16 protein-coding genes are annotated in these 21,932 nt (G+C 72.5%); 10 read left to right on the top strand and 6 right to left on the bottom strand.

What is annotated here, in order from left to right; translation table 11 throughout:
- The first annotated feature begins 64 nt into the window (after positions 1 to 64).
- Genes CC117_RS13475 through CC117_RS13465 form a run of 3 tightly spaced genes read left to right on the top strand, consistent with a single transcriptional unit; the run spans position 65 to position 4,742 of the window.
- Positions 65 to 1,339, top strand: a complete 1,275-nt coding sequence (locus CC117_RS13475; RefSeq protein ID WP_071084080.1) for a glycosyltransferase family 2 protein — start codon at positions 65 to 67, stop codon at positions 1,337 to 1,339.
- Complete coding sequence (locus CC117_RS13470; RefSeq protein WP_241830073.1) at positions 1,336 to 3,582, top strand: right-handed parallel beta-helix repeat-containing protein; 2,247 nt, start codon at positions 1,336 to 1,338, stop codon at positions 3,580 to 3,582. Before CC117_RS13475 ends, CC117_RS13470 begins: the two co-directional genes overlap by 4 nt.
- Positions 3,579 to 4,742 (top strand): right-handed parallel beta-helix repeat-containing protein, encoded by a 1,164-nt coding sequence (locus CC117_RS13465; RefSeq protein ID WP_071084079.1) that lies wholly within the window; start codon positions 3,579 to 3,581, stop codon positions 4,740 to 4,742. Before CC117_RS13470 ends, CC117_RS13465 begins: the two co-directional genes overlap by 4 nt.
- Positions 4,743 to 4,760: 18 nt before the next feature.
- Here CC117_RS13465 and CC117_RS13460 read toward each other — a convergent pair whose 3' ends face one another.
- Positions 4,761 to 5,003, bottom strand: a complete 243-nt coding sequence (locus CC117_RS13460; protein ID WP_018636713.1) for a hypothetical protein — start codon at positions 5,001 to 5,003, stop codon at positions 4,761 to 4,763.
- Positions 5,004 to 5,308: 305 nt separating this feature from the next.
- On the opposite strand from CC117_RS13460, the gene CC117_RS13455 reads away from it, so the two are divergent.
- Complete coding sequence (locus tag CC117_RS13455) at positions 5,309 to 5,716, top strand: hypothetical protein (RefSeq protein WP_071084077.1); 408 nt, start codon at positions 5,309 to 5,311, stop codon at positions 5,714 to 5,716.
- On the opposite strand, the gene CC117_RS13450 is transcribed toward CC117_RS13455, so the two are convergent.
- Together CC117_RS13450 and pgi are read right to left on the bottom strand one after the other, a co-directional pair.
- Complete coding sequence (locus tag CC117_RS13450; RefSeq protein ID WP_071084075.1) at positions 5,678 to 6,025, bottom strand: STAS domain-containing protein; 348 nt, start codon at positions 6,023 to 6,025, stop codon at positions 5,678 to 5,680. The genes CC117_RS13455 and CC117_RS13450 overlap by 39 nt on opposite strands.
- 147 nt (positions 6,026 to 6,172) lie before the next feature.
- The gene (pgi, locus tag CC117_RS13445; protein WP_071084073.1) at positions 6,173 to 7,831 is read right to left on the bottom strand and encodes a glucose-6-phosphate isomerase; all 1,659 of its coding nucleotides are present in this window, start codon (positions 7,829 to 7,831) and stop codon (positions 6,173 to 6,175) included.
- Between the two features lie 357 nt (positions 7,832 to 8,188).
- On the opposite strand from pgi, the gene CC117_RS13440 reads away from it, so the two are divergent.
- The 4 genes from CC117_RS13440 to CC117_RS38020 all read left to right on the top strand — a co-directional run bounded on the left by CC117_RS13440 (position 8,189) and on the right by CC117_RS38020 (position 15,816).
- A complete protein-coding gene (locus CC117_RS13440) occupies positions 8,189 to 10,816 on the top strand; it encodes a serine/threonine-protein kinase (RefSeq protein ID WP_071084071.1) in 2,628 nt (875 codons plus the stop codon).
- 15 nt (positions 10,817 to 10,831) lie between these two features.
- A complete protein-coding gene (locus CC117_RS13435) occupies positions 10,832 to 13,360 on the top strand; it encodes a serine/threonine-protein kinase (RefSeq protein ID WP_071084070.1) in 2,529 nt (842 codons plus the stop codon).
- Positions 13,361 to 13,409: 49 nt separating this feature from the next.
- Positions 13,410 to 15,137: an FAD-binding oxidoreductase gene (locus CC117_RS13430; protein ID WP_071084068.1), complete on the top strand. Its 1,728-nt coding sequence runs from the start codon at positions 13,410 to 13,412 to the stop codon at positions 15,135 to 15,137.
- Positions 15,138 to 15,657: 520 nt separating this feature from the next.
- Positions 15,658 to 15,816: a hypothetical protein gene (locus CC117_RS38020; protein WP_198541830.1), complete on the top strand. Its 159-nt coding sequence runs from the start codon at positions 15,658 to 15,660 to the stop codon at positions 15,814 to 15,816.
- A gap of 42 nt (positions 15,817 to 15,858) precedes the next feature.
- On the opposite strand, the gene CC117_RS13425 is transcribed toward CC117_RS38020, so the two are convergent.
- The 3 genes from CC117_RS13425 to CC117_RS13415 all read right to left on the bottom strand — a co-directional run bounded on the left by CC117_RS13425 (position 15,859) and on the right by CC117_RS13415 (position 17,805).
- Positions 15,859 to 16,857, bottom strand: a complete 999-nt coding sequence (locus CC117_RS13425; protein ID WP_071084067.1) for a C40 family peptidase — start codon at positions 16,855 to 16,857, stop codon at positions 15,859 to 15,861.
- A 46-nt stretch (positions 16,858 to 16,903) separates the two neighbouring features.
- Positions 16,904 to 17,539 (bottom strand): hypothetical protein, encoded by a 636-nt coding sequence (locus CC117_RS13420; RefSeq protein ID WP_241830072.1) that lies wholly within the window; start codon positions 17,537 to 17,539, stop codon positions 16,904 to 16,906.
- A gap of 74 nt (positions 17,540 to 17,613) precedes the next feature.
- Positions 17,614 to 17,805 carry a helix-turn-helix domain-containing protein gene (locus tag CC117_RS13415; protein ID WP_071084065.1) on the bottom strand — a complete coding sequence of 64 codons (192 nt, stop codon included), beginning with the start codon at positions 17,803 to 17,805 and terminating at the stop codon, positions 17,614 to 17,616.
- 422 nt (positions 17,806 to 18,227) lie between these two features.
- On the opposite strand from CC117_RS13415, the gene CC117_RS13410 reads away from it, so the two are divergent.
- Both CC117_RS13410 and CC117_RS13405 read left to right on the top strand, forming a co-directional pair.
- On the top strand, positions 18,228 to 21,455 hold the full coding sequence (locus tag CC117_RS13410; RefSeq protein ID WP_071084063.1) for a hypothetical protein: 3,228 nt from the start codon (positions 18,228 to 18,230) through the stop codon (positions 21,453 to 21,455).
- A complete protein-coding gene (locus tag CC117_RS13405; RefSeq protein WP_071084061.1) occupies positions 21,452 to 21,889 on the top strand; it encodes a DUF6112 family protein in 438 nt (145 codons plus the stop codon). The genes CC117_RS13410 and CC117_RS13405 overlap by 4 nt, the downstream gene beginning before the upstream one ends.
- Positions 21,890 to 21,932 lie beyond the last annotated feature (43 nt).

Below are 21,932 nucleotides of genomic sequence, written 5' to 3'. Positions count from 1 at the left end.
GCCCGTTCCTGCCCGTGCCCCCGGCGTTCTCGGTAGCCGACGTTCGGGGGGAGCGAAACCAGGCATGGAGTGGCTCGGCGACGCGGTGCAGTTCGTCCGCGATCACAGATCTCTGATCCCGCTCGGCATCGCCGGCGCCGTGTCCTGGGTGGTGTGGCTCAGCCGGCGGCTCCTCTCGACCAGATACAAGCCAATCCGGAACAACTTCCGGACAACCACGTCGGTCGTTGTCCCGTCCTTCCGGGAGGACCCCGACGTCCTGATCCGCTGCCTGGAGACCTGGCTCGCCCAGCAGCCGGACGAGATCCTAATCATTCCCGACGTCGAGGACCGGGATCTCATCGACCGCCTCGCCCGGCGTGCCGACCCGACGGTGCGGGTGATCCCCTTCATCCACGAGGGCAAGCGCTCGGCGCTCGGTGTCGGCCTGTCGGCCGCGACGATGGAGATCGTCGTGCTCTGCGACTCCGACACCGCCTGGGAGCCGGGTCTGCTCGCCGCCGTCCAGATGCCGTTCATCGACCCGCAGGTCGGCGGGGTCGGAACCCGCCAGAACGTGTACGAGCCGCGGAGCAGCGTGTGGCGCCGGGTCGCGAACTGGCTCGTTGACATCCGCTACCTCGACTATGTGCCCGCGCAGGGCCGGGTCGGCGCCGTCGCCTGCCTGTCCGGGCGCACCGCGGCCTACCGGCGCTCGGCGATCCTGCCCGTACTGCACAACCTGGAGCACGAGTTCTTCCTCGGCCGGCGGTGCATCGCCGGTGACGACGGGCGGTTGACCTGGCTCGTGCTCGCCTCCGGCTACCGGACGATGCACCAGCACACGGCACGTGCCATGTCGATGTTCCCGGACAACCTGCGGGCCTTCCTGAAGCAGCGGGTCCGCTGGAGCCGGAACTCCTACCGGACCTACCTGACGGCCATCTACAAGGGCTGGCTGTGGCGGCAACCCCTGATCACGCAGATCAGTGTGCTGCAGATCGTGCTCACGCCGGTGACGATGGGTGTGGCGATGACCTACTTCGTCCTGTGGATGTTCCGGCCGGAGCCGAACGCCCCGATCATCGCGGTCGCCTGGCTACTGCTCGGACGGCTCATCCGCGGGCTCTCTCACCTACGGGAGCATCCCCGCGACATCTTCATCCTTCCCCTCACCGTACTGATGATCATCGTCATCGCGCTGCCGATCAAGGCCTGGGCCCTCATCTCGATGAACAAGCAGGGCTGGCTGACCCGCCGCTCCGACCTGATCGGCGGCGAGGGACAGACCGACGCCTCGACCCGAACCGGCCCGGCAGCCCACCCGGCGGCCGTAACAGCTACGGGCGGAGCCCGATGACCCCGACGACCCCGCGCTGGAAGCCCCRCACCGCCCTGGCCGCCCTCGCACCGCTGGCAGTGCTGGCGGCGGTGACGGCGCTGACCACCCTGACCGCACTGCCGGCGCAGGCGAAGCCGGTGCCGCCGCTGCCTCCGGTCAGTTCCGGGGACGCGAAGCAACAGTCCGTCCTGGTCGACGCCGAGGACATCCGGATGCGGTCGATGTTCGAGCGGTTCGGCGTGCTGACCGCGCCGACCCTCGTCGAGGTCGCCGGCAGCCAGCCCACGCTGCTGTTGCCCGCTCGCAGGGCCCCCTACAGCGCCGAGGACGTCATCGCCGCCGGCGGCGGCCGGCGCGAGGTGGACGGGGCCGTGCTGTTCACCGCGCACGTCCTGGTCGGCCCGCAGGCCCGGCTGGTGATCGACGCCAGCGTCGGCACGCTGCGGCTGGCGAGCGGCGCAGCCGGCTTCACCTCGGTGTCCACCTGGCGCGGCGGACTGGAGTTCGCCGGTGCGACCCCGGACAACCCGCTGACCGTCATCGGCTGGGACGTCCAGAACCTCGAACCGGACAGCCTCACCGCGGACGGCCGCTCCTACCTTCGCACCATGGGCGGCGAGCTGATCCTGCGCAACGTCAGCGCCAACCACCTGGGTTTCTGGAACGGCCGGACCGGCGGTGTCGCCTGGACGGGAAGCAAGGGCGAGCCGAGTACCGGCGGGGCGGCGAACTCGACGTTCAGCAACAACATCTACGGGGCCTACGTCTCGGGCAGCGAGGGCATCCAGATGATCGGGGTGCGCCTGACCGACAACGAGCGCTCCGGCCTCGCCGTGCACCGGGACGCGATCACGACCCTCGTGTCGGGGGTCACCGCCGCACGCAACCACGGTGACGGCATGACCATCGACCGGGCCTCGGGCTCCCGGGTGATGCGCAGCACGGTCGCCGACAACAGCGGCGACGGCATCTCCCTGGATGGCCGTGGCCTCGGTGTGATCGCCACCGCGACCGGCGTCCAGATCAACCAGATCAGGGACACACTGATCGAGGAGAACACCGTCTCGGCGAACGGGCGGTACGGGATCAGGGTCGTCGGCGGCGAGAACACGATCGTCCGGAAGAACACGATCAGTGACGGGCAGCTCGGCATCATCGTCAAGAGCGGCGCGAACGGCACCCAGGTCACCGGCAACACCATCACCGGGCCGGACGAGGCCGGCATCCAGATCGGACCGGACGCCCGCCGCACCGCGATCACCGAGAACGCGGTGTCCGACAGTCGCCTGGGGGTGATCACCCAGGAGGCCACGACGAACATCATCAGCCGGAACAAGATCCGCGATGCCACCGAGTTCGCGATCACCGTCCGCGGGCCCGCGGACGGCACCGCCATCCAGTGGAACACCCTCGCCGGCGAGGGGTGGCGTGCCGTCGACATCCGCAAGGCCCTCGGGGTCCGCGAGGCCGACGTGCACCACAACAACGCGGAAGGCTGGGTGGAACGCGAGCCACAGCACTGGTACACACTGATCCGCCGGCATCCGGCGCTGGTCGTGTGGGGCGCCGTCGCGCTGTTCCCCATCCTCGGTGCCTGGACCCGGCACCGGGCCCGGCGTCGCCCGCCGATGCACCCCTACCCCGAGTCCGAGCTGCTGGTCCGGCGGCTCACCGGTGGCACGATGCGCCCGGATGCCGCCTACTCCGGCATTCCCGGCCAGCGTGGCGCCGCCGACGACCTCGCCCCGGCCGTGTTCGACCCAACCCCGTACGGCCCGGCCGCGTTCGGCCCGGCCACGCTCGTGCCGGTCGCCGGGAGCACCAGGACAGCTCCTGCCGGGGCCGCCGTCGCCACGTCCACCGCGCTCGCGCCGGTGGGCGCCGGCGCGGCGGGCAGGGGCCCTGCCAGCCCCGTGGTCCCCCAGGCACGGCAGCCACGGCGCTCCACCCGACCGCGGATCGACACCGCGGACACCGGCCCGCACGGAACGGGAATGACGGGTCGGCCCTTCGACGGCGCCGATCACAGCGCGGGACCAGCCCAGTGGCCCCGCACTGACTGGCCGGGCGGCCCGGCGGCACCCGAACCCGGACCGGCCGCCCACGGGCCCGGCAGCCGGTGGGCGGACGGCCGCCTTCCCGAACCATCCCGGCCGGCCCCCGAGCCGCCGTCACCGCACCCGCAGACCGAGCCGCCGTCACCGGCCACCGGCCCACACCACCGGCGCCGCCGGCGCTCCAGAGGGGACCACACGAAATGACGACCGCCCGCGCGGCCCGACCCCACCGCCGGACCGCGCGGCTGGCCGCGACCGGTGTCCTGGTGGCGGTGGCGGTCGCCCTGACCTCCTGCGGCTCGGACGGGTCCAGCTCCGGCGCAGCGCGCACCCCGGCCCCGGAGGAGACGGAGAGCCCCCTCGAGGTCGTGCCGTCCCGGCCCGCTCCGTCGCCGCGGGCCAGCACGGCCGCACCGACCGCCGCCGCGGCCACCGCCGGGGTCGAACGGGTCGAATGCCCGTCCGACGGGACCACCGTCACCGACGCCGGTGACCTGCGCAGCGCTCTCGCCGCAGCGAAGCCGGGCGACGTCATCCAGATCGCCGACGGTGTCTACCGGGGCGCGTTCAAGCTCACCGCCTCGGGCACCGAGGCCGAGCCGATCTGGCTGTGCGGGTCGGCGGACGCCGTCCTCGACGGCAAGGACGACGACGGTGACGACGACGCCAAGTACGTGCTGCACCTGGAAGGGGCGTCCTGGGTGCGGGTGGTCGGCTTCTCCGTGCGCAACGGCCAGAAGGGGGTGATCGGGGACGACGTCCAGCATTCGACCATCGCCCGGCTTCGCGTCACCACGATCGGCGACGAGGCCATTCACCTGCGCACCGCGAGTTCGGACAACACGGTCATCGGCAACGTCATCCGGGACACCGGCAACCGCCGGGAGAAGTTCGGCGAGGGCGTCTACATCGGCAGCGCCGAGAGCAACTGGTGCACCTACACCGACTGCCAGCCGGACCGCAGTGACCGCAACGCGGTGATCGGCAACGACATCGCCGGGACGACCTCGGAGAACATCGACATCAAGGAGGGAACCACCGGCGGGGTGGTCCGCGGGAACACCCTCTCCTCGGACGCTCTCGTCGAAGCCGACTCCTGGATCGACGTGAAGGGCAACGGCTGGCTCGTCGAGGACAACATCGGTGTCGGCGGCGGCACGCTGGAGGACGGCATCCAGACCCATGTCATCGACGAGGGCTGGGGCCAGCAGAACACCTTCCGCCGCAACACCCTCACCGTGAACGCGACAGGCTTCGGCGTGTACATCCACCAGCCCGACCGGTCCCAGAACATCGTGGCCTGCGACAACGAGGTGACGGGCGCGCAGTCCGGGCCGTTCAACACCGACTGCACCCGCGACTGACGCCGGCCGACCGAAAGATCAGGGGACCATGGCACGCAGGCGAACCTGCTCCTGCAGCCAGTAAAGCTCCTGTGCCCACAGGCGCAGCCGGGCGACGGCCGTGAGCTGCGCCGCCAGCGCACGGGCGACCAGGGGCCGGGCCAGGTGCTGCGAGGATTCGGGCGGCCACGGCCAGTCGGGGTCGTCCTGCGCCGCGCGCCGGTAGGCTGCCCCGCACAGCGCGACCTCGGCGAGGGCGAAGTCGACCTGCTCGGTCACCATCGTCAGTCGGGCGCGTAGGTCCTCGGTGCTGATGGTGAGCCTCCCCTGCAGTCCCGGAGATCAGCCGGCCGGGCGGATGTCGTCGGGGCAGGAGGACATCCCTCAGGGAAGAGTACGAGCAGTGGGGTCGGCTGCGCAGCACCGGATTGCCCACACTCCGGCGACCGGCACGCCGGGTGGGTGATTACCCGACACGGGTGAGTGCGAGGTCCGCGTCACCCGGAGCGTGAACTGACCTCCAGGTCGGGTAAGCGAACCTGCGGGGCGCCAAACCGGCGCCCGGACACCCGATCTCTGGGGGACCGGTGGACCTGACCTCATCCGAAATCCTGATCATGCTCAGCTTCCCGCTCCTCGCGATGATCGGGATGCTGATGATGAGCAGGGTGGAACAGAGCCTCTCCTCCGCGGGGCGGGCCGCCCGCGGAGGAGCCGCTTCCGACGCCGCGCCGGCCACCGACAGGGCACCGGTGGACACCAGGGACGCGCCGTCCACCGGCCCGATGCCGGCCAGCCCCGCGATACCGGCCAGCCCCGCGGTGGCGGTCGGCTCCCCGATCGCGGCCGTTGTCAGCGCGGCCGGCGTGACCGCGACCACCGTTCCCTTCGCGGGAGCGGTTCCGTCCGGCGGGCTGTCCCTGGGCACTGGTGTGGGTGGCGGCGCGACCTTCGGGTCAGTAGCCGCGGCGGCGGCCGGCCTCCTCGACCCGTAGCCGACCCGCGAGACCGGTCTCGCGGACGAGCTCACTGAAGGCGGGGGACGCCGCGCGGATGYGCAGTTCGGTGTGGACGCGGCGGAGCAGCAGCTCCGCGCGCAGGAGCGCGGCCAGGCCCGCGATGTCCACGGCCACCAGGTCGCCGACGTCCACCGTCACCAGGCCGCCGCCCCGGCCCAGGAGCTCACCTATCTGCTCGCGGAACCGCAGCCGGCCGACGGTGTCGAACTCGCCGCCGAGCTCGATGACGACGTCGTCCCCGATTCGCCGCACCGTCATCTGCGTGGCTGTCGACTCGACCCGCATGCCTGTCGCCCCCCGGAGATCTCCGTCCGTCACAGCACGGGCGTCATCCCGTCGGCCGGTCACCGAGAGTAACATGACCTCAGCTAATCGTTGAACTACTGTTACTCATTGCCGACCTCGGGCGGTGCCGGCTCAGACGGTGCCGGCTCAGACGGTGCCGGTGCGGAACCGCTCGATCAGTGCGTTGGTGGAGCTGTCGTGCCCCAGAGGAGCGGCCGGGTCGGTCAGCTCGGGGATGATCCGCCCGGCCAGCACCTTGCCCAGCTCGACTCCCCACTGGTCGAAGCTGTTGACGCCCCAGATGACACCCTGCGTGAAGACCTTGTGCTCGTACAACGCCACCAGCTGGCCGAGGGTGAAGGGGGTCAGGGCGGAGACCAGCAGCGTGTTCGTCGGCCGGTTCCCGGCGAACGTCCGGTGCGGGACCAGCTCCGGCGCCACCCCCTCGGCCRCCACCTCCTTGGACGTCTTCCCGAAGGCGAGCGCCTCGGTCTGGGCGAAGAAGTTGGCCATCAGCAGGGCGTGCTGGTCGACGTCGCCGACACCCGTGTGGTTCGGGCGCACGAAGCCGATGAAGTCGGCCGGGACGACCGTCGTCCCCTGGTGCAGAAGCTGGAAGTAGGCGTGCTGACCGTTCGTCCCCGGTGTGCCCCACACCACCGGGCCGGTCGGCACCTGTACGGGCCGTCCTTCAAGGTCAACTGACTTGCCGTTGCTTTCCATGTCAAGCTGCTGCAGGTACGCGGCGAAACGGTCCAGGTACTGGCTGTAGGGCAGCACCGCGTGCGCCTGGGAGCCGAAGAAGTCCCGGTACCACAGGCCGAGCAGGCCGAGCAGGACCGGCAGGTTCCGCTCGAACGGCGTGTTCCGGAAGTGGACGTCCATCGCGTGGAATCCGGCGAGCATCTCCCGGAAGTGCCCGGGACCGATGGCGACCATGAGGGACAGGCCGATGGCGGAGTCCATCGAGTACCGGCCRCCCACCCAGTCCCAGAACTCGAACATGTTGGCCGTGTCGATACCGAACTCGGCCACCTTCTCGGCGTTCGTGGAGACCGCGACGAAATGCGACGAGACGGCGTCCTCGCCGAGCGCCGCCGTCAGCCAGGAGCGGGCCGCCCGGGCGTTCGCAAGGGTCTCCAGCGTCGTGAACGTCTTCGACGCGACGATGAAGAGGGTCGTCGCCGGGTCGAGGTCGTGGGTCGCCTCCCAGATGTCCGTCGGGTCGACGTTGGAGACGAACCGGACCGTGATCGACCGGTCGGAGTAGTCGCGAAGCGCCTGGTAGGCCATGGCCGGCCCGAGATCGGAGCCGCCGATACCGATGTTCACGACGGTGGTGATGTGCTCGCCGGTCGCGCCCGTCCACACCCCGGAGCGGACCCGGTCCGCGAACGCGGACATCCGGTCGAGCACCGCGTGCACCTCGGGGACCACGTCAGCACCGTCCACCCGGATGACGTCGCCGGCGGGGGCGCGCAGCGCGACGTGCAGGACGGGCCGGTTCTCGGTCACGTTGACCCGCTCGCCGCCGAACATCGCCTCGATGCGGGCACCAAGCCCGACGCGGTTGGCCAGGGCCACCAGCAGTTCGATCGTCCGCGCTGTGACGATGTTCTTGGAATAGTCCAGGTGGAGTCCGTCCGAGTCGACACTGAATGACGCGGCGCGGTTCTGGTCGTCGGCAAAGAGCTGGCGCAGCGTCACCGCGGAGAGCTCCGCGTGGTGCGCGGTCAGCGCGGCCCATTCCGGGGTCTGCTGCGCACCCGCTCCAGCGGTGAGGGCGGTGGGCTCGGTGTTCACCATGACGTGGGGCCCTTCCTCGGCGGGGAGTTCGGAGGCAGTGCTGTCGTGCGGCTGCGTTCCCGGGCTCCCCCGGCACGCGCGCACGGCCGAACACCTGTCGACGACGCCCAGCATGCTGCAGTCGCGCATCTGACGCGTCTGCCGGGTCGCCACCCAGGGCGGAATGGGGGGTATGAGGCCGTAGTATCGCCGAGAACGCGCCGAAGCACCCCGGATTGGCCATCCAACGCGGCACCACCAGACGAACCAACCGCGGGGCTGCCCACGCACAATCCCGCACGATGTGGCCCTCGGGATGTCACCACCGCACGGTGGTTGTGGTGACCGCCCGGCAGCCGGTGACGGACGGAACCGACCTTGCTTATCGACAGATCTCTCGTGGAGGCGGCGCTCCCTGGCTACGCGGTCGAGGGAGACCTCGGCAAGGGGGGCTACGGCCTCGTGCTCGCCGGCCAGCACCGGCTCATCGGCCGCAWGGTGGCCATCAAGATCCTCCTTGACACCAGCGACGACCCGGATCTACGCGCGCGTTTCCTCTCCGAGGCCCGCGTGCTCGCGGAGCTYGACCACCCGCACATCGTGCGCATCCACGACTACGTGGAGCACCAGGGCACCTGCCTCCTGGTGATGGAGCTGCTCTCCGGCGGCACGCTCAAGCAGCGCATCACCGCCGGGAAGCTCACCCCGGAGACCATCTGCTCCATCGGCATCGCCGCGTCCGCCGCGCTCGCCACGGCGCACAGCCAGGGCGTGCTGCACCGCGACATCAAGCCCGACAACATCATGTTCGACGGCTCGGGYCTGCTCAAGGTCACGGACTTCGGCATCGCGAAGATCTTCGACGGGGCGGAGACCACGGCCAGCGCCATCCTCGKCACGCCCCGTTACATGGCCCCCGAACAGATCATGGGTGGGCGGCTCTTCCCCTCCACGGACCTGTACGCGCTGGCCGGCGTCCTGTACGAGATGTTCGCCCAGCGGCCGCTGTTCGGCCGGCAGATGGCGGTCCAGCCGCTGACACACCACCACCTGACCGTGATGCCCGAGCCGCTCACGATGGTGCCCGCCCCGGTCTCCGCCGTGATCATGCGCACGCTGGCCAAGGAGCCCGGCGCGAGGTTCGCCGACGCCGCCGAGTTCGCCCTGGAGCTGGCCCTCGCGAGCTCCAGGGCGTTCGGCCCGAACTGGATCTCCCGCTCGGACGTCAAGCTCCGGGTGGACGACGAGATCCGCGGCGCGATCGGTGGCACCACCAGCAGCAACAGCGGCGGATCCGGGGGCTTCCCGGCCGCACGCCCCGGCGGGGGCTACCCACCCGGCGGGCCGGGCTATCCGCCGGGGCAGCCTGGCGGCGGCTACCGCGGGCCGGTCCCGGGTGGGCCGGGCGCCGGCTACCCGGGCATGGGCACGCCGATGCCCGGTGCGGCCCAGCCGGGGCAGGTTCCCGGCGGGCCCGGCTACAGCCAGCCCGGCTACAGCCAGCCCGGCTACGGGCCACCCGGCGGCGGCACACCCCACCCGCGGCCGTTGACCGGCCCGGCGGGCGCGACACCTCCGTCAGCACCGCTGGGGGCGGCGGGCGCCACTCCCCATCCACGGCCACTGGGTCCGCCGCCCGGCTCCACGCCGCAGCCGCGGCCGCTCGGGCCGGGCCCCGGGCCCACCCGCCCCTACGCGCCTCCCGGCCAGCAGGGCCYGGGCGCCGCCCGGCCGACCAGCGCGCAGAACTACGCCGGCGCGGGCTGGGGCGGCGCCGGTCAGCGGCCGGCGCCGCGGCCCGGCGGCGCGGCCGCGGGCGGGCCGGGTCATCGGGCCCCGGGCCAGGAGGACCAGAGCCGCAACAACCGCATTCTGATCATCGCGGCGGTCGTCTTCGTCCTCGTGGTGGCGCTGACAGTCGGCATCGTCGCGGCCGTGTCCGGCGGCGGTGGCGACGACGACCGCGCAACCCAGGGCGGCTCGGGTAGCGGTGGGGACAGCCCGGCCGCCGCGGGCACGGCGTACAGCGGGCCGCCGGTAACGGTGCAGGGCCTCAGCCCCTACAGCCTCACCATCGACCCGCAGGGCGCCCTCCTCGTCACCAGCCTCTCCACGGACCGCGTCCAGAAGATCACCAGCACCGGTCAGGTCTCCGATCTCGCCGGCACCGGCTCGGGGGGCTACGCCGGCGACGGCGGGCCCGCCGCGTCCGCGCAGGTCGACGGCCCCGGCTCGGCGGTGCTGGACAAGGACGGCAACATCTACGTCTCGGACGCGCAGAACTTCCGCATCCGGAAGATCACCCCGGGCGGGACGATCACCACGATCGCCGGCACCGGCACCAGCGGCTTCTCGGGCGACGGCGGCCAGGCCACGGCCGCGCAGCTCAACAGCGCCGAGAAGGTCGCGATCGGGCCGGACGGGTCGATCTACATCGCCGACTACGAGAACAACCGCATCCGGAAGATCACACCGGACGGGATCATCAACACCATCGCCGGCACCGGCACCGAGGGCTTCACCGGTGAGGGGGGCCCCGCCACCGCCGCCACCCTGAACGGGCCGAACGACGTCGAGCTGGCCAGTGACGGCACGCTCTACATCGCCAACCTCGGCAGCAACACCATCCAGAAGATCACTACAGACGGGATCATCCACACCGTCGCGGGCAACGGACAGAAGGGCTTCTCGGGCGACAACGGCCCCGCCACCCGGGCGCAGCTGTCCGTCCCGTCCGTGACCCTCGGCCCCGGCGGCGAGGTCTACATCGCCGACTACGGCAACAACCGGGTCCGCAAGGTGGACCCGAACGGGACGATCACCACGATTGCCGGGACGGGCACCGAGGGCTTCTCGGGCGACAACGGCCCCGCCAGCGCCGCCCAGTTCACCGAGCCCAGTTCGGTGGCCATCGACGGCTCCGGCTCCCTCTACATCGCGGACGCCGGCAACGACCGGATCCGGCGCATCGCGCCGGACGGCACGATCACCACGATCGCCCAGTAGGCCGGGGCACGAACCATGACGTCCGTCGACATCGGCCGTGTCGCGGCCGCGCTGACCGGCTACGAGCTCGGGGGGGAGCTCGGGCGGGGCGGTTTCGGGGCGGTGCTCGCCGGTCGTCACCGACTGATCGACCGGGACGTCGCCGTGAAGGTGCTGCTCGAACCGAGCGGCGGCGGCCACGGCGGGCACGGGAGCGGGTACGGCGACAGCGGTGGCGACCTGCGCGACCGGTTCCTCTCCGAGGCCCGGGTCCTCGCCGGCCTGGACCATCCGCACGTCGTGCGCATCTACGACTACGTCGAGCACGACGGCCTCTGCCTGCTGGTGATGGAGCAGCTGACCGGCGGGAGCCTGAAGCACCGCGCGCTCGGCCCGCACAACCCGCGCGCGGGCTGCGCGGTCGGTCTGGCGGCGGCCGGGGCGCTGGCCGCCGCGCATGACCGCGGCGTGCTGCACCGGGACGTCAAGCCGGACAACCTGTTGTTCGCCGCGGACGGCACCCCCAAGGTCACCGACTTCGGGATCGCCAAGATCCTGGAGACCGCAGCAGCGACCACGACCGGCCTCGTCGGCACGCCTCGCTACATGGCTCCGGAACAGATCACCGGCGCCCGCCTCGGCCCGGGCACCGATCTGTACTCCCTCGGCGTCGTCCTGTACGAACTGCTCGCCGGCCGGACGCCGTTCCCCGCCGGCCTGCCCGTGCCCGCGCTGCTGCACCATCACATGTCGGTGGCGCCGCTGCCGCTCACCGAGGCGCCGCCGCCGCTGGCCGCCGTGATCCTCACCGCCCTCGCCAAGGAGCCGGCCTGGCGCCAGCCGACGGCCCACGACTTCGCCCTCGACCTCGCCGCCGCCGCGACGCAGGTGTTCGGCCCCGGCTGGCTCGCGGCCAGCGGAGTGCCGGTGCGCCTCGGCGACGACGTGCTCGCCGCCGCCGGCCACGCCCAGAGCTCGAATCCCACCGCGGCAGAACTGGCCGGCCGCCTCGGCGCTGCCCCGTCGGGTGGCCGCGGCATGCCCGGCTCACCGAGCGGTCACAGCGGGCCTGGCATGCCGCTCGGGCCGGCGGGCCCCAGCGGTCCAGGTACGGCTCGCCTGCCCGGCGGGCCGAGCTGGCCTGGCGGACCGAGCGGGCCCGGCGGGCCGAACGGACCAGGTGGGCCGGGTGGGCCGGGTGGGCCGGGTGGTTCAAGCTGGCCGGGTGGACCGGGCAGGCCGAGCGGGCCGGTGCCGACCCGGATCGACCCGTACGGCGGTGCCACCGGCCCGCGTACCAGGCGGCGGGCGCAGCACCATGGTCCGGGCGGCGGCGGGTACCGGCCCGGACGCGGGACCGTCGTCATCGCCTCGGTCACCGCGGTGGCGCTGCTCGCCGCGGCGATCGGGCTGGGCCTCTGGCTCACGGGCGGCTCCGATCCCGAGCGGCCGGCGTACGCCGGCGAGCCCGTCGACGTCCAGGGTCTGTACAGCGCGGAGGATGTCAGCATCGGCCCGGACGGGTCGCTGTACGCGGTCGACAGCGGCCTGACGTCCGGCGGGCAGGGCCAGGTCCTGCGGCTGCGGCCGGACGGATCCCTGAGCCGGATCGCCGGTGTCGGCCCGCCCGCTCCGACCCCCACCCCCACGCCGACCGGTGGGCCGTCCGCGTCGCCGCCCGTGAGCTCGCCGTCGCCCTCCCCCTCGCCCTCCCCGACACCGGTCCTGGGTGACGGCGGGCCGGCTCTGCGCTCGAACCTGATCGGCCCGCACGCCCTCGCGGTCGGCGGTGACGGCGAGGTGTACATCGCCGACACCGACGGCGGCYGGATCCGCCTCGTCAACGGAAAGACGATCACGACGGTCGCCGGCACGGCGCCGGACGAGGGCTTCGGCGGAGCGTCCGGCCAGGCAGCGAAGGCGGCCCTGAGCAGCCCACTCGCGGTGGTGGTCTCCGATGACGGCGTTCTCTACTTCACCGATGGCTACCGTGTCCGGAAGGTCACTCCGGACGACGGTCTCATCTCGGTGGTCGCCGGCAGCGCCGACACCTGGGGGACGTCCGGTGACGGTGGCCCGGCGACGGAGGCCATGTTCGCCAAGCCGGCGGGCCTCGCGCTCGCCGACGACGGGACTCTGTACATCTCCGACTACCGCGCCCACACGGTGCGAAAGATCACCCCGGGCGGCAAGGTCATGCGCGTCGCGGGCAAGCCTGACGAGTCCGGGCGCTCGGGTGACGGCGGGCCGGCCGTCAACGCCCTGCTCTCCTACCCGCAGGACCTCGCACTCGGTCCGAACGGCGAGCTCTACATCGCCGACTCCGCCAACAACGCGATCCGGGTCGTGTCCGTCGACGGTAAGATCACCACGTTCGCGGGTTCGAGCGAAGCCACCGCGAACATCGCGGACGGCGGCCAGGCCACCGAGACCCGGATGATGCCCCGCGGGCTGGCGGTCGACGTCTCCGGCGCCGTCTACGTGAGCGAGGGTGACGGCGGAGTCAGGCGCATCAGGCCGGACGGCATCGTGTCGACCGTGCTGCGGGCGGCGGAGGAGGATTAAAGCCACGCGCGGGCACGGAGGCGCCCGGGCATCGGACGGAACGGGCGGCATGGTCGACGGGCACGGTTCGGTCGACCGGCGGGAGGCGCTGCGCCTCGCCGGGGCGGGTCTGGCACTGCTGGGTCTTGGTGGGTTCGCCGCCGGTGTGACCGGGTGCGGCGGTGCGGGCGAGGAGAAGCCGACCGAGCGGGACTGGCAGCGCCTCGCGGAGAAGCTCTCCGGCCGCCTGGTCCGGCCGGGCACGCAGGACTACGCCACCGCGAGCCAGCTCTTCGATCCCGCCTTCGACCAGATCCGGCCGCAGGGGATCGCCTACTGCGCGTCGGCTGCCGACGTGGCGGCCAGTCTCGCGTTCGCGCGGTCAGCCGGGATTCCGCTCGCCGCCCGCTCCGGGGGGCACAGCTACGGCGGCTATTCCGCCAGCACCGGCCTGGTCATCGACGTGTCGCTCCTGAACGAGGTCCGCCCGGGGAGCCGGTCGGGTGCGGGCGGCCCCACCGCGGACGGCCCCGCCGCGGACGGCACGGCGGCTGCGGGAATCGCGGCCATCGGCGCGGGCGCCCAGCTCGTCGACGTCTACGACCAGCTCGCGCAGGCGGGGGCGGCGCTTGCTGCCGGCTCCTGCCCGACGGTGGGAGTGGCCGGCCTCACCCTCGGCGGCGGCATCGGGGTTGCCAGCCGGCGCCACGGCCTGACCTGCGACCAGCTGCTCTCCGCCGAGGTGGTCCTGGCCTCCGGCGAGATCATCCGGGTGGACGGCGAGCGTGACGCCGACCTGTTCTGGGCGCTGCGCGGGGGCGGCGGCGGCAACTTCGGGGTGGTCACCTCGTTCACGTTCGCCACCTACCAGGCGGTGCCTCTGACGATCTTCACCTACCGGTGGCCGTGGGACGCCGCGGCCGATGTGATCGCCGCCTGGCAGGACTGGAACCTGCGGCCGGACGCCCCGGACGATCTGTGGTCCACCTGCGTCCTCACGAGCACCACGAGCACGGGCGGCGCGGCCGCGACCGTGCCCGTGATCCGGGTCAGCGGCGTGATCAGCGACGTCGCCCCCGCCACAGGCTCCGGCCCGGGCGCACGCACACCGCTCGGCGGGTCATCCGGGTCATCCGGCTCGGCCGGCTCGGCCACGGCCGTCCCGCGGACGGCCCAGGACCTGCTCGCCCAGCTGGTGGACGCCGTCGGCCGCGCCCCGTCCTCGACCTTCGCAGCTCAGCGCGGCCCGCTGGAGGCCATGCTGATCGAAGCCGGCTGCGCGGGACGGACCGTGGCCCAGTGCCACCTCACTGGTCGCCGCCCCGAGGGCACGCTGCCCCGGGTGGCCCAGCTCGCGGCGTCGAACTTCCTCACCGAACCGCTGTCGGGCGCCGGTGCCGAGGCACTGCTGGACGCCGTCGAGGCACGCCAGCAGGTGCCCGGCCTGCGCTCGGGCGGCGTCGTCCTCGACTCCTGGGGCGGCGCCATCGGGCGGCTGGGCCCGCAGGAGACCGCGTTCGTCCACCGAGACGTGGTCGCGAGCGCGCAGTACATCGCCGGCTACGACCTCGGTGACGACGGCGACCTGCGCGCCCGCAACGCCGGCTGGCTGCGGGACACGGTGGCCGCGCTGGCTCCGCACGTCTCGCCGTCGGCCTACCAGAACTACATCGACCCGCAGCTGACGGACTGGGAGACCGCCTACTACGGGGCGAACCTGCCCCGTCTGCGGTCGGTGAAGCGCGCCTACGACCCGGACAACGTCTTCGCCTTCGCGCAGAGCATCCGCCCCGCCTGAGCGGGCACACCCCGCGACGCCGACCGGACGCACCCCACGACCGGCGTCACCCACCGTAGTCAGCTGCCCGACAAGGCTGCCGCTCCAGGCAGGGAGTCGACGTCACCTGCCCGGAGCGGTGAGGATCAGTACATCGGTTCGCCGGGACGTCGGCTACTGGCCGCCCCTGGTCAGTCCCCTGTCAGTTCCGTGTCATCGGGCGGGTCCGCACCCGGACCCCGATGTCTTCGGCCCCACAGGGGTTTCCCTGCCGAGGCGACCCTGCTCGATCGGCGGTTCGACACGCCGCCGGAGGCCACGGGGTGGGCCCGCGGACAGGCCTCCCGGACTGCCCCCGCGATCTCCACGGGCGGGCGGAGGACCACCCGTGGGCCGCACGGGGACCCCGCCGTGGCACGGCGGTTCCCCTTGCGACCACTACTCAAAGTCAGTACACACATGCTGTCGGCAACCACCGATCGTCACCACAGGCACCGGACCCCCGAGGGCACCGGTTCGCCCACGCTCTTCGGGAGGTCCAATGAAGCAGCTGATCTGGCCGTGGGGTGTGACCATCTTCATCATCTTCTTCATGGTCACCTCCCCTGGAGACGCCGCCGATGTGGTTCACAGCGCATTCGGCGCGCTGGGTACCGTAGCCGACGGGCTCAGCAGTTTCGTCTCGGAAACCGCCGCCTGAGGCCGGGGCGGCGGGGACGCCTCGGCAAGACCGGAAATACCCTCAGAAACTGCCGGCAAGGGGACGGGTGACCGCAACCACCGTCGTCCAGTCGGACAGTTCCGAAAGAACAACCCCCCACCGGGCGCCCTTCGCCGCAATGACCTGCCCGTTCCCGACATACATTCCGACGTGGCCCGGCGCGAGTGCCGTCCCGTCCGATCCGGGAATGAAGAGCAGGTCTCCCGGCTGCGGCTCGACGCCGGCGACCCGGGGGCCGAACGCAAGCTGATCCGTCGTCACGCGGGGAATGGAGATGCCGATCGTCCGGTAGGCCGCCTGCACGAGGGACGAGCAGTCCCACGCGTTCGGCCCGGTGGCGCCCCAGACGTAGGGCTTGCCGATCTGCGACCACATGAAGTCGAGCACCGGCTGGACCGCCTCCACCGACACCTCGGCACCGGTGTCCAGCGCGTCGCCGTACACCTGGGCCTGCGCCAGAATCGTACGCACATAGTTGCGTGTTTCCGGGTAGGGCGGCACACCGGCATAGGCGAGCACGGCACCGGGCCCAGCGTTGTAGGCGGCGAGCATATTTTCCTGAGTTGATCCGGGAACATTTTTCACCGACGCCACGACAGCACAGTCGTAACGCGCGGCGGCCGGAATGGCGTCGACCGGGTTCCACACATCACCGGTGCCATGAGCGGCCCAGGTGCCGGGCATGAACTGGGCTATTCCCATCGCCCCCACCGGGGACCGGGCCTGCGGGTTGAATCCCGATTCCTGCCGCAGCTGGGCTGCCAGCACGGCGGGCGTCACCTCGGTGCAGCCGGCCGCGTTCGCCGCATCCGTGATGAGCTGCACGTACTCGGTCGGGATCCCCTCGGAGTTCACGATCGCGCGGCTACCGGTCCGCTGCTCCTCGAGGAACGGCGCGGCGATCAGCAGGATCAGTATGGAGATCAGCAGGAAGACRCCACCGACGGTGACGAAGCCACCGACGCCCAGCCAGAGCAGCCAGCGCCCTCCGCGGCCCGGTCGCCGCGACGTTCCCACCATGCCCGTCGCCCGCCTCTGCCCGTCGCGTGTCCGTACTACCGGCCGGCTACCGGCCCGGCGCGTCGCCGGCGGCGTTCGCCAGGTCGGCACCGGCGATCCGCCAGGTGCCGTCCGTGCCGGCCAGCATCGTGACCGCCGGTGTCGAGACGGTGATCTCGGGCTGACCGTCGTTCGAGACCGTCTCCCTGCGCACATTCAGCAGGAGCGCCACCTGCCCGGATGTGGTGGTGTCGGCCGCCCCGACGGGTGTGACCGCGAGCACCGTGACCACCGACCGGGTGCCGGCGGCCCGCAGTTCCTGCCAGGCACGATCAGCCTGAGGGTCGTCCCGCCCCCCGTCCGTGCCATCCACACCCCCACCCGGGCCGGCTGTCCCGGTGAGCTTCGCGGCGAAGTCCGGGGTGAGACAGTCGCGGGCCCGTTCGACCCCGGCCACCGGGCCGGCGTCTGTGCGCGCGTCGAAGGACTGCCACTTCTGAAAGCAGCCCCGGGCCACAGCCTGCGGATCTGTGGGATCAACCGTGGCCTGAGGTTCCACGGTGGCGGTCGCGAGCGGCGGGCCGGGCGCCTGGCTGGCCCCCGGTGGTGGCCCACCGGTCGGCGACGGCGTCGGCTCGGTCGAAGCATCGTCGAGCGCCGCGCAGCCCACCGCCGTAACCAGGACGAGAGAGATCAATGTCACGCAGCGGGCAAGGGGGTGGCACCAGGAGCTATCAGTGTGCCGAACTGGTGTTCCTCCCTCGTGCCCACGTGGTCTCACTCGTGGCCGTCCAGCCAGTCCCGAACCCGGCCGCGCCGGATCCGCCACTGATGACCCACCTTGCGTGCGGGGATTGCCCGCTCGGACAGGAGCTTGAGCACGGTGCTCTCGGAAAGCCGCAACCACGACACCAGCTCGTCGACGGTCAGCACCTCGTCGTCGTCGGCCGGACGACTGGAACTCGGCATCCTCGCAGGTGGGGAACTCGAGACCACAGGAGCGACCGCCGGCTCGGCGGTCCTCGCCGCCGGCCGGGCAGGCATGCGCGGCGGGCGCGACGAACGCGACGAGGCCGCCGGAAAGCCGTCCTGCACCACCCAGGGCCCCCTTCTCGACCGGCGTCAACCAGCCGTTGTGCACCGGCGAGGGAGGCTAACACCGCAATGGCTACCCTGGCGAGCCCCAACTGGCGCTTGTCATACTCGAATGGCTCGTGTTACATCGATCCGACCGCAGCCAAGAGCAAGTAACAGTAAGTAACTGTAACTGGCACCAATTGGCCCAACAGCCACCAGCCCGGCTCCTGACCGAGATCCACCGGTCAGCCCAGACCAAGCGATACGGCCCAGACCAAGCAACCAGCCCAGACCTGCCAGGAGGGCGACGGCGCGTGAGCGATGTGCCACAGGCACCGTACGGTGAGGAAGGGGACGCGCGGCCCGTTTCACTGATTGGCGCGCGAATCCCCTCAGCCACGCCGTTCGCGGCCGAGCTCCCGGCTCGCGACGGCGAGAGCGAGGACCGTACCGGCGCACGGGCGGCCCGCCGCCGACACCGCAGGCGCGGCGACGAGGACGAGGCCACCGCCACCGACGGTGGTGACGGACCATGGCAGGACCAGGCGTTCCACCTCGAGGATGCGGCACCGGACGAGCCGGCCCCCACAGGCCGGTCCGGCATGTCGGGGTCAGGCCGGACCGGCATGTTCCGTGACACCCGTGACGAGCCGCGCGGCCAGGCCCAGCGCCGCGGCCGCCGGTTGCCCCGCACCCCGCCGAGCGCCGGCCGTGACGGCGCACCGGCCACCCCCGGCGATTCCGGCCGCAGCGAGGCCGGCCGCGGCGGGCGCACCGCAGCACCGCGTGCGCCCCGCACCGAACCGCCCGTCGCCGGGGAGCCACCGCGCCGCGTCGACGTCGCCCGCGTCCCCGCCCCGGTCCCCCCCGGCCGGTTCGCCGCGTCGTCACCGCTGCCACGGGTCACAGCCGCCACCCCGGCATCGGACGTCCCGGAGGACGAGCTGGCGGAGCGGAATCCGCCACGCCGCCCGGCGCTCCGGCGCGCGGCGACACCCCGCGCCGTCCCGCCGCCGACCCCCATGGGCCGCAAGGACCCGAGCTTCCCGCCCGCCACGGCGGGCTCCGTGGCCGCGCCCGCTGCACCCGCCGCGCCCTCGGCACCCACCAGCCCGGACACGGCGGCTCCCGCCGGCCGCACCGGTCCGGTTTCGGGTGGTGCCGGCCGAGGTGGTTCGGGTGTCGCGGGCGGAAGGGGCGCCTCCGGTCGCTCCGGTCTGTCTCGTTCCGGTTCGTCGGGGGGCGGGCGGCCCTCGAGCAGCGACCCGCAGGAACCACCGGCCCGCCGGGGCGGCGGGACCAGCGTGCCCCCACCGGGCCGCCGGCCCACCTCGGCCGGGCCGCGCCGTCCCGGCCGCCCGGCCGCCCTCGCACCGAGGAATCCCGCCACCGGCCCGCAGCCGGCGGCTCCCCCGCCCGCCGCCGCGCCCTCCACGTCGCCGCTCGCGGCTCCCCAGCCACAGCCACCTGCCGTCACGCAGCCGCCTCCTGCCCCCCAGCCACCCGCTGGCCCGCAGTCGCCGGCCGTCTTCGGATCGGATCCGGCGTCGCCCGCCGGCTGGAACGACCCGTCTGTGGGCTATGGGTATCCGAGCCAGGTCGGTGGCGGGCCGGAGCAGGTCTACCCGCCGGACGCCGTCCTGCCCGCCCAGGCGCCCGCACCCACGGCCGAACCGACCCCCGCAGCCAGCGCCGAGCCGGTGGGCGAGACGGCCTGGCCAGCCGAACCCGCGTGGCCGACCGAACCCGCGTGGCCGACCGATCCGGCCTGGCCCGGCGATACCGCGTGGTCAGGCGCTCCTGCGGAGGCCGCGCCCACGGAGGCCCCGCCCGAAACGACCGCGGCGGCCGCCCCGGCCTGGGACCAGGCCGATGCGTGGCACGAGGCATCGGCACCGGCACCGGCACCGGCACCGGCACCGGCACCGGGCGAGATCGTGGAGGCGCTTCCGCCCGATCTGACGGCCCCGCCGGCCGCTGCCGACCAGTACGGCACGCCCGGTCAGCACGGCTGGGACGAGTCGGCCCCGGCGGCGTCCCCGGTGCCGCGGCTGGCTGCCCCGACCAGGGTGCCCGCCGTACCCGAGTCGCCTGCGGCCTCGGAGAGCCACGAGGAGCCCACCTCTACCGAGGTGGTCCCCGGCGGGCGCCGCCGCGTCCCGACTCTCACCGCCGGAGACGAGGTACCAGCCGCGCTGCTGCGGCCGTCCACCCGCCGGCAGTGGCCCGGGCAGGAGAGCTGGGCCAGTGGGGACGAGCCCGAGCCCTGGGAGGAGATCCCGCTCCGGACCACCCTCTCGGACCGGGCGTCCAGCATCCTGCCCGGCTCGTGGCGGATCGTCGTGACCTCGCTGTTTCCCTATTCGGGTACCACCACGCTGACCGGGGTCGTCGGCCTCACCCTGGCGGGGGTGCGCGGTGAGCCGGTACTCGGCATCGACCTCCACCCGGGGACGGAGACCCCCGGGTTCGTACCGCCGACCTCGGCCGACAGCGTCGAGATCGACGAGTCACGCGGTGACAACCTGGTCAGCCGGGTCGGCAGCCAGGGGCTGGCCACAGTCGCCGACATCGCCCGCCTGCGCGGCTCCGGCGCAGGTGTTCCCTCCGAGGAGACGCGGGCGCTGATCGGCGCGCGCCGCGCGGGCAGCGTCTACGACCTGGACGTCCTGCCGGTCGACCGCCCTGCCGAGAACAGCACCGACGGCACYGGCACCGACGACCGGTCCCTGGTGCCGGCCGACGAACCGGTCACCCCGGCCATGCTGCACGCCGTCCTCGGCGGTCTGGCTCACGCCTACCCGCTGGTCCTCATGGACGCGCCCGCGGCTGCTCCGCTGACCCCCACCGCGCTCCGCTCCGCCGACGCGGTGATCCTGGTGACGCTGGCGACCGCGTCCGACCTGGAAACAACCCTCGCGGACCTGACCGACCCGGAGGGCGCACTCGCCGGTGTCGGTGTGCGGGCCCGTGAGCCAGCCGGCCGCGGGCATCTCGAGCCAGGAGCACCTGACGACGGGGCAGCGGATCCGGCGCCTTCCGGGCCCGTCGTGATCGCGGCGGTGGTATCGCCGCGGCGGGGCCGGCCCTCGCCCCGCGCGCGGAACGCCACCGCGCGGCTGGCCCGCCATGTCGACGGCATCGTGCGGGTCCCTTACGACCCTCGTCTCGACCCCAGCCGGGGCACCCCGGTACGGATTCCCCGGCTTCGGCTCGCGACCCGGCGGGCCTACCTGCGGCTCGCCGCCGAAACGGTGGACGCCCTCGCGGCCGTCGCCGACTCCGAAGGCGACGCGCAGGAGGCCGAAGCGCAGGTCACGACTCTGGTAGAGCCAACATCGGCAGTAGCTCGACCGACCGTCCGACCACCCGCCGAACTAGCAACACCCAACACCTCGACGCTGCCACACACTGCCGATGCTGATCACGGTCAGGTGCCGGGCGTATCATTTGGCGACCTGCGGCCCGGAAGCCCACCCGCGCGGGTGTCCGAGCCGGATCGTCCGGGCGATCCATCGCCCGCAGGAAGGGAACCACGATGATCGTCGATGCTGCAGCCGCTTCGGCGGCGGTCATTCTTGCCGCGGAAGTCAAGCCGGACAACACCAAGGCACCCGGCATCAATGCCCTGCAAGACCTGGTCAACGGTCTGGCAGCCTACGCGGTCGTCGCAGCCGTGGCCGCCGTGCTGTTGGGCGGAATCGCCTGGGCGCTCGGCGAACGGATGGGGCTCGACCGCGCTTCGGCGGTAGGCAAGAGCGGTGTCCTCGCCGGGTTCGGCCTCGCCTTCCTGGTCGGTGYCGCCGCAGCGTTCGTCAACTTCTTCCTCGCGACCGGCGCCTCCGCTACCAACGACTCCGGTGATGCGAACAGCATGCGCYCGCCGGCCGTGGTCCAGACGTTCACCCCAGCGCCCGCTGATGACATCGTCGATGACCCCGACGTGGTCCATGAGCTTCCGTCCAGCGACTTCTAGCCGGTTCCGGAGGTATCTGGCCTCCGACATTGCGATGATGACC

It is taken from the genome of Parafrankia colletiae (assembly GCF_001854655.1).
Taxonomy (GTDB): domain Bacteria; phylum Actinomycetota; class Actinomycetes; order Frankiales; family Frankiaceae; genus Parafrankia; species Parafrankia colletiae.
Note: the sequence above shows the minus strand (reverse complement) of the source record. Positions and strands in the feature narration are given on the sequence as shown.

What these genes read in the sequence shown, in the direction of transcription:
- CC117_RS13465 (WP_071084079.1), top strand. Translation starts at nt 3,579, where the DNA reads ATGACGACCGCCCGCGCGGCCCGACCCCACCGCCGGACCGCGCGGCTG.
- CC117_RS13415 (WP_071084065.1), bottom strand. Translation starts at nt 17,805, where the DNA reads ATGCCGAGTTCCAGTCGTCCGGCCGACGACGACGAGGTGCTGACCGTC.
- CC117_RS13475 (WP_071084080.1), top strand. Translation starts at nt 65, where the DNA reads ATGGAGTGGCTCGGCGACGCGGTGCAGTTCGTCCGCGATCACAGATCT.
- CC117_RS13430 (WP_071084068.1), top strand. Translation starts at nt 13,410, where the DNA reads ATGGTCGACGGGCACGGTTCGGTCGACCGGCGGGAGGCGCTGCGCCTC.
- CC117_RS38020 (WP_198541830.1), top strand. Translation starts at nt 15,658, where the DNA reads ATGAAGCAGCTGATCTGGCCGTGGGGTGTGACCATCTTCATCATCTTC.
- CC117_RS13460 (WP_018636713.1), bottom strand. Translation starts at nt 5,003, where the DNA reads ATGGTGACCGAGCAGGTCGACTTCGCCCTCGCCGAGGTCGCGCTGTGC.